The sequence below is a fragment of the Leclercia sp. UBA5958 genome, assembly GCF_002430365.1.
Lineage (GTDB): Bacteria > Pseudomonadota > Gammaproteobacteria > Enterobacterales > Enterobacteriaceae > Enterobacter > Enterobacter pneumoniae.
In genome coordinates this window covers 277,908-291,210 of the sequence record NZ_DJCE01000012.1, presented here as the reverse complement: position 1 = coordinate 291,210, position 13,303 = coordinate 277,908, and the positions used below count along the sequence as shown (strand labels likewise).

Here is a 13,303-nt window from a genome sequence, read left to right as displayed (position 1 = left end):
TTCTCGTGGGGGTGCGGTACAGGGTTTTCAGGTCTGCAGGGCGTGCGCGATGTGCGCCAGCAGAACATCAATGTTTATCGGTTTGGGCAGAAACGCCACGGCTCCTGAATGCATAGCGTAGCGCTGCATGTTGTCATCTGCATGACCAGAAATAAGAATGACAGGCGGCGGGACGGAGGCGATCAGCTGTAGCTTCTCTACCATTTCGATGCCGGTCATGCCCCGCAGCCGGATATCGGCAACCACCAGGGCGATCTCCGCCAGAATGGTAGGATGGCTGAGAAACCCCTCTGCGGAGTCAAAGGTCTCGGTGGCATACCCTTCAGACTGCAGCAGGTTGCTTAACCCACTGCGGACAGAGCGTTCATCATCAATGATAGCTATGCGCTGCGGCATGCTCGCTTTCCTCAAACTGGACGTGATTATCCCTCGCTACCGTCGCCGGGACGCGGAGGAGGCGCAGTGCCGCTAATTTTGGGTACACACTCATGACGAAACCACGTCAACGTCAACTGACGACTCAGCAGACGGCGGCCGATCGGGATCAGCTGTTCACCCACCAGCATGCCAAACAGCCCCATCAGCGCGACAATAGGGGGCGCCGGGGAGTGTACATCAATAGCGGCATAAATCACGCCTGCCAACATTCCACACAGCAGGGAAACAACCCAGGCTTTCATGACGAGGCTCCTGTTGAGAGGGTAACGGGCGCTTTTTGTGCCGTCTCATCGGCATGCAGAAAATGACGGGTCGCCTGCTCACCTGCCAGCATCCCCAGCAGGCCAATCAGCGCCAGCGCGGGCGGCGCGGGAGATCGCACTTTCAGCAGCGCGTAAAGCAGGCCGATAAGCACGCCTGCCGCGAGGGAAATTAACCCAGTACTCATGATGAACTCCAGAGAGGTCAGAAGCAGGCCGGATGAGGGCCCAGCCTGCCGCTGAAAACTTAGCGAACCGGAGCCGGTACTGGCGCCAGGGTTTCGTGCTCGCTCTTCTGGCGAGATGGCGCTTTGTGCACCATGGTGTAGGCGTAGTCCACACCCATGCCGTAGGCGCCGGAGTGCTCACGCACGATATCCATCACCGCGTTGTAGGTCTCTTTACGCGCCCAGTCACGCTGCCACTCCAGCATCACCTGCTGCCAGGTTACCGGGATCACGCCGGCCTGGATCATGCGCTGCATCGCGTAGTCGTGCGCCTCTTTAGAGGTGCCGCCCGAGGCGTCCGCCACCATATAAATCTCGTAGTCACCTTCCAGCATGGCGCACAGAGCGAAGGTGTTGTTGCACACTTCGGTCCACAGACCGGATACCACCACCTTCTTCTTGCCGTTAGCTTTCAGGGCATCACGCACTTTCTGGTCATCCCAGGAGTTCATGGAGGTACGCTCAAGGATCTCTTTCCCCGGGAAGACGTCCAGCAGCTCCGGGAAGGTGTTACCCGAGAAGCTTTCGGTTTCAACGGTAGTAATGATGGTCGGGATGTTGAAGACTTTGGCCGACTTAGCCAGCCCTACTACGTTGTTTTTCAGAACCTGACGATCAATAGACTGCACGCCAAACGCCATCTGCGGCTGCTGGTCGATGAAGATCATCTGGCAGTTATCCGGGGTTAACACTTCGAGTTTTGAGTTAGACATAATGGTATCCAGTGAGGTTTGCAGGTGAAATCCGTCGCGATGTGACGGGAAGCTGGCTGCATCCTATTCCTCCCTCTCGTCTGGCGTAATTATCTCTTGGTATAACTACCCTTTCGTATAGCTATACGCGGGTATAGTTATACTTTGGTATACCTATCCCATTGTATAACTGGTTTTTTTCAGTAACTGGTTCCAATAATCCTGATATTTCCTCTCTCAGTCAGGAGCCGTTATGACTTCCTCTGCTAAAGCAGATTTGATTCTGGTCAATGGTCAGTTTCATACCGTCGATCGTGAAAACCCCCTCGCCGAAGCGGTCGCTATCCGCGACGGTAAATTCCTTGAAGTGGGAACCGTTGCCGAGGTGATGCAGTACCACGACGACGCCACCAAAGTGGTCGATCTGAAGGGCCACACCGCCATTCCCGGCCTGAACGATTCTCACCTGCACCTGATTCGCGGTGGCCTGAACTATAACCTCGAGCTGCGCTGGGAGGGGGTACCCTCGCTGGCGGATGCTCTGCGGATGTTAAAAGAGCAGGCCCTGCGCACGCCGTCGCCTCAGTGGGTGCGCGTGGTGGGCGGCTGGAGCGAGTTCCAGTTTGCCGAGCGCCGGATGCCGACCCTGGATGAAATCAACGAGGCTGCGCCGGATACCCCGGTCTTTATCCTGCACCTGTACGACCGCGCCCTGCTCAACCGCGCGGCACTGAAGGTGGTGGGCTACACCAAAGATACCCCGAATCCGCCGGGGGGTGAGATCCAGCGCGACGCCAACGGCAACCCGACCGGGATGCTGATTGCCCGTCCGAACGCCATGATTTTGTACGCCACGCTGGCCAAAGGACCAAAACTGCCGCTGGATCAGCAGGTGAACTCCACCCGCCAGTTTATGCGCGAGCTCAACCGTCTGGGGCTGACCAGCGCCATCGACGCGGGCGGCGGTTTCCAGAACTACCCGGAAGACTACGAGGTGATCGCCGAGCTGCACGAGAAAAAGCAGATGACGATCCGTATCGCCTACAACCTCTTTACCCAGCGTCCGGGCCACGAGCTGGAAGACTTTGAGAAATGGACCGATATGCTCAAGCCGGGCCAGGGCACCGACTTCTTCCGCCATAACGGCGCGGGGGAGATGCTGGTCTTCTCGGCGGCGGATTTCGAAGATTTTCTCGAACCGCGTCCGGATCTGGCCCCCGGCATGGAAGACGAACTGGAGCGCGTGGTGCGCCACCTGGTCGAACACCGCTGGCCGTTCCGCCTGCACGCCACCTACGACGAGTCCATCAGCCGCATGCTGGACGTCTTCGAGAAGGTGAACCGTGACATCCCGTTCGATGGCCTGCACTGGTTCTTTGACCACGCCGAGACGGTGACCCAGCGCAACATCGATCGTATCAAAGCGCTGGGCGGCGGCATCGCCGTGCAGCACCGTATGGCCTTCCAGGGTGAGTATTTCGCTGAGCGTTACGGTATGGAAGCGGTGCGCCACACCCCGCCGGTGACCCGCATGCTGGAAACCGGTGTACCGGTGGGCCTGGGCACCGACGCCACCCGCGTGGCGAGCTACAACCCGTGGACCGCGCTCTACTGGCTGGTCTCTGGCCGTACCGTCGGCGGCATGCAGATGTATGATCACAGCGCCCGCCTCGATCGCGACACCGCCCTGATGCTCTGGACTCAGGGCAGCGCCTGGTTCTCGAACGAGCAGAACCAGAAAGGGCAGATCAAAGCAGGCCAGCTCGCCGACCTGGCGGTGCTGAGCAAAGACTTCTTCCGCGTGCCGGAAGAGGAGATCAAGGGCATTGAGTCGGTGCTGACGGTGGTGGATGGCAATATCGTCTATGCCGCAGGCAGCTTCGGCCCACTGGCTCCGCCGGCTATCCCGGTCTTGCCAGAGTGGTCACCGGTGGTGAAGGTGCCGGGTCACTACCGCTCCGCGCCGCCACAGGCGGCCCGCGTAGGAATGAGCGCTGTGCACCACTGCAGCGGCCCGTGCGGCGTGCACAACCACGCCCATGATTTTGCCCGCACGGCAGAGATGCCGGTGGCCGACGATAACGCATTCTGGGGGGCGCTGGGCTGCAGCTGCTTCGCGTTTTAATCATGATCAATTCAAAAACTGACACCCTGCCCCGGTTAGACCTGGGGCTGTTCTTCCTGCGCATCACCGGCAGCCTGCTGTTGCTCTATGTTCACGGCCTGCCGAAAGTGTTGCACTTCAGCGAAGAGCTGACGCGTATTGAAGATCCCTTTGGCTTTGGGCCCTATTTCAGCCTGATCCCGGCGATCGTGGCAGAAGTGATCTGCCCGATCCTGATCCTGTTCGGCGTGGCGACGCGCCTGGCCTGTCTGCCGATTATCGCCGTGCTGCTGGTGGCGATGCTGGTGGTGCATCCGGGCTGGTCGATTGCCGAGGGGCAGTTCGGCTGGCTGCTGCTGATCATCTTCACCACGCTGGCGATCACCGGCCCTGGTGGCTGGCGGCTCCGCCCGCGCGTGAGCGAGAGGTTCGCATGACGCAGGTGACCGACGCGCACATTGAGCATCCGCCTGCCCCGACGATCTCCACCTGGCAGCCACTGCACCAGCGGGTCTTCCGCATGCTGTGGATCGCCACGGTGGTATCGAACGTCGGCTCATGGATGAGCGACGTGGGGGTCAACTGGAGCATGCTGACGCTGAGCGCCGATCCGCTGAATATCGCGCTGGTGCAGGCGGCGAGCAGCCTGCCGATGTTCCTCTTCGCCCTCCCCTCCGGGGTGATGGCCGATATCGTCGACCGGCGTAAATACCTGCTCTTTTCGCAGCTGTGGGTGTTTATCGCGGCGGCGGGGCTGACGGTGCTGTCGTTTACCGGCCAGGTGACGCCGACCGTATTGCTGGTGGCGGCGTTTCTGCTGAGCGTCGGCAGCGCCATGAGTTCACCGCCGTTCCAGGCGGTAGTACCGGATCTGGTGAGCAAGGCCGAGCTGGGCCCGGCCATTGCGCTTAACTCGCTGGGGGTGAACATCAGTCGTGCCATTGGTCCGGCGCTGGGGGGCTTTTTGCTCTCGCTGGCCGGGCCGTGGATGGTGTTTCTCCTCAACGCCCTGTCGGTGCTGGGGGTGGCCTGGGTACTGTGGCGCTGGAAGCCTGCCGCCAGCGTGCAGCGTCTGCCGCCGGAGCACTTTTTCTCGGCGGTGCGCGCCGGGGTGCGCTATGTCCATGCCGCTCCGGTGCTGCGTAACGTACTGATCCGCACCGTGGCGTTCTTCTTCTTTGCCAGCGCGGGCTGGGCGCTGCTGCCGCTGGTGGCACGCCGGGAGCTGGGCCTCGGCCCGGCGGGGTACGGCATTATGCTGGCCTGCATCGGGCTGGGAGCGATTGCCGGGGCGGTGCTGCTGCCGCGCCTGCGCCAGCGTCTGAACGCCGATCGGCTGATGGTGGCGGCAAGCCTGGTCTTCGCCCTCACCATGCTGGCGCTGGCCTTTGTACGCCACTTCTGGCTGCTGAACCTGTTTGAGTTTTTCACCGGTTTTGCGTGGATTGCCGTGCTTTCGACCCTGAATCTGGGGGCGCAGCGCAGTGCCGCCCGCTGGGTAAAAGCCCGGGCGCTGGCGGTCTATCTGACGGTGTTCTTCGGCTCGATGACCGCAGGCAGCGCCATCTGGGGACAGATTGCTTCGCACACCAACACCGCCACGTCACTCTGCGTGGCGACAATCGGCATGCTGCTGGCGAGCGCCACGGTGCTGTGCTGGAAGCTGGAGAAAGATCCGAACCTAAACCTCGATACCAGCGGCCTGATTGCCGACGACGCGCGGGAGCGCATTCCCAACGAACGCGGCCCGGTGCTGGTCTCCTGTGAATACCAGATCGATCCTGAAGCGGTAAGCGATTTCCTGCAGGCGGTCCACGAGCTGCGCCGGGTGCGCCGCCGCGCGGGCGCCATGAGCTGGGCCGTGTATGAGGATATCGATCGACCGGGCCTCTATATCGAGACCTGGCTGCTGGGCTCCTGGGTTGAACACCTGCGCCTGCAGGAGCGCCACACCATGAACGACCACCTGCTGCAAAGCCGCGTACTGGCTTTCCATCAGGGCGATACCCCTCCGGCGACCCGCTACCTGGTGGCGCCGGTATAAAAAACACAACCACACGTGAGGATAAGACTATGGCGACGATTAAAGCGAAAGATGGCACGCAGATTTACTACAAAGACTGGGGTGCGGGTAAACCGATTCTGTTCAGCCACGGCTGGCCGCTGGATGCGGATATGTGGGACAGCCAGCTGAACTATCTGGCCGAGCGTGGCTATCGCGCCATCGCCTTTGACCGTCGCGGCTTTGGCCGTTCGGATCAGCCGTGGACGGGTTACGATTACGATACCTTTGCATCGGATATCAACGACCTGATCACCGCGCTGGATCTACGCGACGTGACGCTGGTGGGCTTCTCGATGGGCGGCGGCGACGTCAGCCGTTATATCGGCACCTACGGCACAGACCGCGTGGCCGGACTGGCGCTGCTGGGTGCCGTTACGCCGATCTTCGGTAAATCGGACTCTTACCCGCAGGGTGTGGATCAGTCGGTATTCGACGGTATTCGCGACGGACTGCGTAAAGATCGCGCCCAGTTTATCAGCGACTTCGCCACCCCGTTCTACGGCACCAACGCCGGGCAGACCGTCTCTCAGGGTGCGCTGACCCAGACGCTGAACATTGCGCTGCTGGCCTCCCTGAAAGGCACCATCGATTGCGTGACCGCTTTCGGCGAGACTGACTTCCGCGCCGATATGGCGAAAGTCGACGTGCCTACGCTGGTGATCCACGGCAGCAACGACCAGATCGTGCCTTTTGACACCACCGGTAAAGTGGCGGCAGAGCTGATTAGCAATGCCCAGCTGAAAGTGTACGACAACGCCCCGCACGGCTTTGCCCTGACCCATCAGGACCAGCTGAACGAAGATCTGCTGGCGTTTGTGCAGTCGCTGTAAGTTTGTTGAGGCCGGGTGATGCTGAGCGATCCCGGCCAGGCGATTTTGTCGGCCCGTGCAAGCGCAGCGCTGCCGGGCAAATTACCCGCGCCTTAAGATGATGTTTGCCATCAGGTAGCTGGCAGCGAAGGTCAGGTGGCTGCTGGCGTGGGGCATGGGGAGTGCTCTTTTATAGAGGTTAGTGTCACTTCTTTAGCCTGCTTATTAACGTACAAATAAAAGCGATGTGTGCCCTCGTTGTTCGGCTGGCACCACACTTCCATTCCACGCAGCCTGCGCTGCTCTCTGACATACCCTAAACTTCCCAGGTAGGCTCGAAGCGGTTCGGGATGAGTAGCCTGTTTAAATATAATAGTATTTGATGGTGCGTTTCCGTCGCCGGGTTGAGATTCGAAATAATAATGTTGGGAAATTCTCGGTGCGTTTTTAATTTCCTTGTAGGTGAGAGAGTAATAATTATAGCGCTCGGTTTCTTTATAAACAGTTGCCGTATTTATACTCGATGCGATGAGGTAGACAAATAGCCCGCATAAAATTAATGCTGTAAAAGATGCACTCATAAAGAACTTCGCAAAAATGGAGAGCATTATTCAGTTCCTGCTTAACCGAATGCTGTATTAATTTCTGTCAGTGCATTGACGATATCAGAGATAAAATCGACCCTGGGAGTAAGCACATCGCTATAAACCAGTGCACTCAATGAATGTTCGAAGTCAGCACCATCTCTTATATCTTTCCTTGAGCTCACGATAAATGCCCTTATAAGCGTAAAGATCTGATGGTACTCAGGCTAATTTATCTTTGTCTATGCCAGACTTGATGATTAGGATTTTAACCCGACCCTGAATATAGTAGTTAAATTGGAATTCCTGCGCAGAAGCGATTTCATTTCTACGTAATATAGCCATCACAAATAAAAAACATGGCGACAGGCTGCTCCTCGCCCGAAACGAAAACGATTAAAGAAGGGCAGTAACGACATATACGGACCGTTGATCCTTTCAAGGGGAAAGAAAATGATGTTTTCGTTCTGGGGTGTGGCGTACAGAACAATAGCGGCACTAAACGGAGAATGAGGGACATCCCATTGCTCAGGGTTGCTGTAAGTGCTGACCGGGGCCCGGTTCTTTTTTTTCCTGCCGCCCTCACACTTATCGCACCCGACGCCAGGTTTCCCGCCCCGCCCCCCTTACACTTAACGCTTTGAAAAGTTTCCCCGGAAGGTGACATGAACAGCACCGTCTTTGACGCATTCCGTTGTCTGAATCTGCTGGCGACGGGCAACCGTGCGTTTGGCATTCGCGAAATTGGCCGCGCGCTGGATCTGGATCCGGCTAAGATCTCCCGCCTGATGCAGACCCTGCTGGCGCTGGAGATGGTGCAGCAGGATGCCCGACGTAAGTACAGCCTGGGGATGGGTATCCACCGGCTTTCGGCGAATGCGATCCATAATTCTGCGTTTTACACCGCCGTGCTGGAGATGCTGGAGGAGACCGGCAGCCATTCGGTGTCGATTGTGGTGGGCGTGTTAAGCGGTAAAAACGTGGTCTATCTCATCCATACCCGCGGGGGAAAAAGCATTGCCCGCGCTATCGGAAACTATGAATCGTATCCGGTGCATGACTCGGTCATTGGCATCAAGCTGCTGTCGGCAATGAGTGATGAAGAGATTGTGGCGCGTCTTGGGGTGCATGACTATCAGCTGCTGAAACGCGACATCGAAGAGGCCCGGCGGCATCAGGTATTTGGTAAAACCTTCAATGAAACGGATTACCGGATGGCCTGCATTATTCCGGGTATGCAGGCCGCCATCGCCCTGTCCAACATTCAGGGCGATAAGCTGGATATCGACAAACTACGCCATTTTCTGATCTCCGCCGCGCGTAAAATCAGCGGCGCCTCACGGCCTGCTCTCTAGCCATCGCGCACAGCGCGCGGCCGTGGTGGTGACCGGCTGCCCCGGCCGGTAGAGCGCGCTGCCTATCCCCACGTTGTCGTAATAACGCAGGTAGGCGGCCGCATTGTCCATGTCCACGCCCCCTACCGCTGAAAAGCGCACCGGCAACGATAGCGGCCCCTTGATCATCTGCGGATAATTTTCCGGCACGGCGCTGGCCGGGAAGATCTTCAGCACGTCGGCTCCCGCCTCGCAGGCGGTGAAGATCTCGCTGGGGGTCATCACCCCGGCGCATACCGCAAGCCCCTGGCGTTTGGCCGCACCAATCACCCGCAGATCGAGGTTCGGGGTGAGGATAAATTTCGCCCCGGCGGCGGCACAGGTATTCACCTGCTCAGGGGTTAACACCGTGCCCGCCCCCACCGTGACCTCGTCGCCAAAGGCCTCGTCCAGCCGTTGCAGGCTGGTGACCCACTCCGGGGAATTGGTGGTGATTTCAACGGTGGAGATGCCGTAATCGCGCAGGCAGGCCACATGCTCCACGCACTCCGCAGGGGTTATGCCGCGCAAAATAGCAATAATGTGCGCCTCAGCCATCATGACGAAATACCTCGTTCAGCCCGGCGATCAGTGCGGTTTCGGCTGCCAGCGTGGTGCAGGGGAGCCCGGTCTGCTCACACGCCTGTTGGTAGAGAGGTAGCAAAGCGGAACTCCCGATAAAGCAGACAGGCTCAGTGACCGGATGACCGCGCAGGATCTCATGACCAATCAGCAGGCCGGAGAGCCAGCTGGCGGCGAAGGCCGGATCAAGCTCGCCCAGAATGTAACGACCCCGGCAGCGGAATAGCTCGCTGGCCAGCTCCGCCTGCCCGGCCTCAATCGTCTGCGCCACGGCCACACCCTCGCTGAAGGCGGTGGCGGAGGTTATCTGCGTCGGCAGCCCTTTGCCCACCACCGACTGGTTCAGAACCAGGTGATAGAGCTCGCCGGTCATCAGGGTACGCAGGCCCGTCACCTGCTGCTGCTGGCGGTTGAGGGTCATCCATTTGCTGTGGGTGCCCACGGCGGCAAAGGTGCTGGCATCCGTCAGGACAATGCCCCCGGCCAACTGCATCTCTTCGCCACGGCAAATTTCGTTCACCCGGGGATCGCTAATGCCGGGCCGCAGGGTGAGCGGATTGCTCAGGATGCCGGGTAACTCGCGCCCCTTGCCCAGCAGATCGCCAAAGCTGAGCGGCAACGTCATGTAGCCCGCATCGGCAATACCGATGTTACTGCCGATCATGCCGCACAGCAGCACCGGCAGATGCGGGTCCCAGGCCTCCTCCAGCCGCTGTAATTGCTGGCGCAAAATCGCGGGCAGCGCGGCGCGCTCGCAGCTCGCCACGCCGCAACTCGCCTGCACGGTGCGGATCACCTTGCCCTCACGCACGCTGATGGCCCGAAAGTTGCTGGTACCCCAGTCGACGGCGATGTAGTTCATACCCGCGCTCCAAAGACGGCCAGCGGCAGCGCGTCGGTGAGATCCTGGAGTTCATCCCGGGTGACCGCATCCAGCCCTTTGGCCGGCTCACGTACCACGTCAGTGGCGAAGATCCCCGCCCGGTAGAGCACGGTTTTATGAATGGCCACGCCAATCCCCGGCTGCACGCCATAGCGCAGGAAAGGCAGATAGCGGTAAAAGAGCGACTGCGCTTCACGCGGGTCGTGCTGCCAGGCCTGCAAAATCATATTGATGACCTCCGGGAATTCACAGGCGGGCATGGTGCCGATCACCCCGCGCCGCAGCTCTTCATAGAGAAAACCGGCGTTCAGGCCGCCGAACAGCCCGACGCTATCCCCCAGCGCCTGCTTCAGGGCGGTGATTTTCAGCGTGGTGGGCGGTTGCTCCACCTTGATGTACTTGATGGCGGCAAACGACTGGCAGAGCGTCACCAGGGTTGGCACCGGGATGTTCACCCCGGTCATCAGCGGCGCGTCCTGGATCATGATGTCGATGTCGCAGGCCTCACAAATATCCCGGTAGAAATGGACAATCTCCTCAGGACCGGGCTTGATGACGGCAGGCGGGTTAACCATTGCCACCTGCGCCCCCCAGCGCTGCACCCGCGTAATCTCTTCGATAGCGACCGCCGCAGCGGCGCCCCCGGCGGCGGCCACCAGCGGCAGATCGCCGGTGAGATTTTTCACGCAGGCGAACAGCGCCTCTTTTTCGTCCTGGGTCAGGGCGTAGCCCTCGGAGGCGTTGCCAAACAGCGCCAGCCCATCGATGCCCTGTTGCAGCAGGAATTTCACCAGCCGCTCCATCGAGGTGAAATCCACGTTGCCCTGCGCATCAAACGCGGTGGCCAGAATTGGTACGTTGCCTTTTAACATGTCGCCTCCCTGACGGCGGTTTCATTGATGTCGATACCCAGCCCCGGCCCCTGCGGTAGCTGATACGCCCCCTGCTGGCAGCGCAGCGGCGTGGTAAGCAGTTGGTTGGCAATCTCAAAGACGGGAGGTTGATACTCCAGCATGTAAAGATTGGGAATAGCGGCTGCAACATGCAGCGAGGCGGCGATGCACGGCGCCAGGCCCACGCTGAGATGCGGGGCGACCTTCAGGTTCCAGGTCTCTGCCAGCGAGGCGATGTGCATCAGTTCGCTAATACCGGTGCGACCCACGTCCGGCTGGAGGATGTCGGCGGCGCGCTGCTCGATAAAGGGTTTGAACTGGTAGCGGGTACGCTCGGTTTCACCCAGCGCAATCGCCACCGGGCTTTTGGCCCGCAGCTCCCGGTGTCCGGCCACGTCCTCCGGCAACAAGGGCGCTTCAAGAAAACCGACGCCCAATTCACGCAGCGCCCCGGCCAGCTCGGCGGCCTCGGCCACGCTGTAGTTCCAGTGGGCATCGAGGAAGATCTGCGCCTCTGCACCCAGAGTTTCGCGGATCGCCCGCACGTTGGCGATGTCTTCCCGCACGCCGTAGCCCAGCGCCAGCTTCACCGCGTTAAAGCCCTTCTCCTGCCAGCGTTTCGCCAGCGCGCAGCGCGCGGGCAGATCCGGCTCCGGCAGCCCCGACACGTAACAGGGAATGGTGTCGCGGTACGCGCCGCCCAGCAGTTGCCAGACCGGCAGACCGAGCAGCTTGCCTTTCAGATCCCAGAGGGCGATATCCACGGCGGCCAGGGCATCAATGTGGTAGCCGGTGATATGGCCGCGATCGCGCATGGCATCGTACATGCGGGAGTTCAGCACCCCGCTTGCGAAGGGGGACTGCCCCTGCAGCAGAGGGGCGAAGAGCTGGGTGATCAGCTCGGCGATCACCTGCGGCACCACCGGCGCCAGCGCCTCGCCCCAGCCGACGCAGCCCTCTTCGGTGGTGATTTTGACCAGACAGGTCTCCATTTTGCGCGAGTAGACGCAGCGGTACTCCGGGCGATAGTAGTAATCGCTGGCGTGCCCCTCGGCGCTGCCCCCCAGATAGGCCTGCGCGGGGGTGATCTTCAGTGGAAAACATTCAACATTTTGGATCTTCATGACAACTCCGGGTGAGGTTAATCCAGCACTTTGCCGGCAGTCTCTTTCGCCAGCCACACGGCAATAAAGGAGATCAGCGCGGCGAACATCACATACCACGCGGGTGAGAGTGGATCGCCGGTTAACGAGATCAGACTGGCGGAGGCCAGCGGCGTAACCCCGCCGAACACCGCCACGGTGAGGTTGTAGGCGATGGCGATGCTGCCGTAGCGAATGGCGGTGGGGAAGAGTTCGACCATTGCCGCGCCGCAGCCGCCGTTAAACATGGCGACAAAGACACCCAGCATGCTCATAGCGGCAATGGAGGTGCCCACCGAGCCCTGGCTCATCACCAGCATCGCCGGCCATGTGAGCAAAATAAAGCCGCCGCAGCCCAGTAACATCATCGGCCGCCGCCCCCAGAGATCCGACAGATAGCCGGTAATCGGCATACAGACCGCCACGCTAAGCAACCCCAGCGTGGTGATGAGGTAGGCGTCGGTTTTGCTGTAGTGCAAATGGGTGGAGAGATAGCCCGGCATAAAGGATTGCAGCACCCAACTGCTGACCGCTTTCACCACCACGAAGCCGGTGCAGAAGAGCAAGGCGCGCGAGGAGGTCGAGAGCGATTTACGCAGGGGCGCTTTTTCCAGCTTGCCGGTGGCCTTGAGCTTATGAAACTCCGCCGAGTCGGCCATATTGCGGCGCATATAGAGCCCGCCTAACCCCAGCGGCGCGGCCAGCAGAAACGGAATGCGCCAGCCCCACTCGTTCATGGCCGTTTCGCCCAGGGTGTGGGTGAGGATCAGCACCAGCCCCGAGCCGCAGACAAAGGCCATAAAGCTGAAGTTTTCGCTCCAGCAGGTAAGCGTGGCGCGACGATTGGGTTTGGCGCTCTCTGCCAGGTAAGTGATGACGCCGGAGCTTTCGCCCCCGGCGGCAAAGCCCTGCACCAGGCGGGTGAGCACCAGCAGCACCGGGGCGAGCATACCGACCTGATGCCAGGTGGGCAAAATGCCCATTACAAAGGTCGAGCATGAGGTAATGACGATCACCGTCACCAGCACCTTACGCCGCCCGAGCCGGTCGCCCATCGAGCCAAAGAAGAGCCCGCCGAGCGGACGCATCAGAAAGCCGGAGCCAAAAACGGCGAAGGATTTCAGCAGAGCGATAACCGGATCGCCGCTGGCGAAGAAGTTGCTGGCTATAATCGCCGCCAGGGTGCCGTAAAGGCCGAAGTCGAACCACTCAATAAAATGCCCAATGCCCGCCGAGAGCATCATTTTGGTT

At 60.0% G+C, this 13,303-nt stretch carries 15 protein-coding genes; 5 read left to right on the top strand and 10 right to left on the bottom strand.

What is annotated here, in order from left to right; genetic code table 11:
• Positions 1-27 precede the first annotated feature (27 nt).
• The 4 genes from B2Q93_RS19705 to B2Q93_RS19690 are packed head-to-tail and all read right to left on the bottom strand — an operon-like array spanning position 28 to position 1,638.
• On the bottom strand, positions 28-396 hold the full coding sequence (locus B2Q93_RS19705; protein ID WP_046886471.1) for a response regulator transcription factor: 369 nt from the start codon (positions 394-396) through the stop codon (positions 28-30).
• Between the two features lie 26 nt (positions 397-422).
• Complete coding sequence (locus B2Q93_RS19700) at positions 423-680, bottom strand: DUF1427 family protein (RefSeq protein WP_286934156.1); 258 nt, start codon at positions 678-680, stop codon at positions 423-425.
• The gene (locus B2Q93_RS19695; protein WP_046886469.1) at positions 677-886 is read right to left on the bottom strand and encodes a DUF1427 family protein; all 210 of its coding nucleotides are present in this window, start codon (positions 884-886) and stop codon (positions 677-679) included. Before B2Q93_RS19695 ends, B2Q93_RS19700 begins: the two co-directional genes overlap by 4 nt.
• 59 nt (positions 887-945) lie before the next feature.
• On the bottom strand, positions 946-1,638 hold the full coding sequence (locus B2Q93_RS19690; protein ID WP_046886468.1) for a hydrolase: 693 nt from the start codon (positions 1,636-1,638) through the stop codon (positions 946-948).
• A gap of 232 nt (positions 1,639-1,870) precedes the next feature.
• Here B2Q93_RS19690 and B2Q93_RS19685 point away from each other — a divergent pair, with 232 nt between their 5' ends.
• The 4 genes from B2Q93_RS19685 to B2Q93_RS19670 are packed head-to-tail and all read left to right on the top strand — an operon-like array spanning position 1,871 to position 6,616.
• Positions 1,871-3,742: an amidohydrolase gene (locus B2Q93_RS19685; RefSeq protein ID WP_046886467.1), complete on the top strand. Its 1,872-nt coding sequence runs from the start codon at positions 1,871-1,873 to the stop codon at positions 3,740-3,742.
• 2 nt (positions 3,743-3,744) lie between these two features.
• A complete protein-coding gene (locus tag B2Q93_RS19680) occupies positions 3,745-4,158 on the top strand; it encodes a DoxX family protein (RefSeq protein ID WP_040077359.1) in 414 nt (137 codons plus the stop codon).
• The gene (locus B2Q93_RS19675) at positions 4,155-5,765 is read left to right on the top strand and encodes an MFS transporter (RefSeq protein ID WP_286934153.1); all 1,611 of its coding nucleotides are present in this window, start codon (positions 4,155-4,157) and stop codon (positions 5,763-5,765) included. Before B2Q93_RS19680 ends, B2Q93_RS19675 begins: the two co-directional genes overlap by 4 nt.
• A 29-nt stretch (positions 5,766-5,794) precedes the next feature.
• Positions 5,795-6,616 carry an alpha/beta fold hydrolase gene (locus tag B2Q93_RS19670; RefSeq protein WP_040077361.1) on the top strand — a complete coding sequence of 274 codons (822 nt, stop codon included), beginning with the start codon at positions 5,795-5,797 and terminating at the stop codon, positions 6,614-6,616.
• Between the two features lie 131 nt (positions 6,617-6,747).
• Here B2Q93_RS19670 and B2Q93_RS19665 read toward each other — a convergent pair whose 3' ends face one another.
• Positions 6,748-7,203 (bottom strand): hypothetical protein, encoded by a 456-nt coding sequence (locus tag B2Q93_RS19665; RefSeq protein WP_286934151.1) that lies wholly within the window; start codon positions 7,201-7,203, stop codon positions 6,748-6,750.
• Between the two features lie 641 nt (positions 7,204-7,844).
• Between B2Q93_RS19665 and B2Q93_RS19660 the strand changes: the two genes are divergently transcribed.
• Entirely contained in the window at positions 7,845-8,534 is a 690-nt protein-coding gene (locus B2Q93_RS19660; RefSeq protein ID WP_212478291.1) for a helix-turn-helix domain-containing protein, read from the top strand.
• Here B2Q93_RS19660 and B2Q93_RS19655 read toward each other — a convergent pair.
• From B2Q93_RS19655 to B2Q93_RS19635, 5 genes are read right to left on the bottom strand one after another with little or no spacing between them, the layout of a single operon-like run.
• Positions 8,517-9,113, bottom strand: coding sequence for a 2-dehydro-3-deoxyphosphogluconate aldolase (locus B2Q93_RS19655; RefSeq protein WP_286934149.1), 597 nt, complete (start codon positions 9,111-9,113; stop codon positions 8,517-8,519). The two genes, B2Q93_RS19660 and B2Q93_RS19655, sit on opposite strands and share 18 nt — an antisense overlap.
• On the bottom strand, positions 9,103-9,996 hold the full coding sequence (locus B2Q93_RS19650; RefSeq protein ID WP_286934147.1) for a 2-dehydro-3-deoxygalactonokinase: 894 nt from the start codon (positions 9,994-9,996) through the stop codon (positions 9,103-9,105). Before B2Q93_RS19650 ends, B2Q93_RS19655 begins: the two co-directional genes overlap by 11 nt.
• Positions 9,993-10,889 (bottom strand): dihydrodipicolinate synthase family protein, encoded by an 897-nt coding sequence (locus B2Q93_RS19645; protein ID WP_286934146.1) that lies wholly within the window; start codon positions 10,887-10,889, stop codon positions 9,993-9,995. Before B2Q93_RS19645 ends, B2Q93_RS19650 begins: the two co-directional genes overlap by 4 nt.
• Positions 10,883-12,034, bottom strand: a complete 1,152-nt coding sequence (locus tag B2Q93_RS19640) for a mandelate racemase/muconate lactonizing enzyme family protein (RefSeq protein ID WP_046886459.1) — start codon at positions 12,032-12,034, stop codon at positions 10,883-10,885. The genes B2Q93_RS19645 and B2Q93_RS19640 overlap by 7 nt, the downstream gene beginning before the upstream one ends.
• A gap of 17 nt (positions 12,035-12,051) precedes the next feature.
• Positions 12,052-13,293 (bottom strand): MFS transporter, encoded by a 1,242-nt coding sequence (locus tag B2Q93_RS19635; RefSeq protein ID WP_040078607.1) that lies wholly within the window; start codon positions 13,291-13,293, stop codon positions 12,052-12,054.
• Positions 13,294-13,303 lie beyond the last annotated feature (10 nt).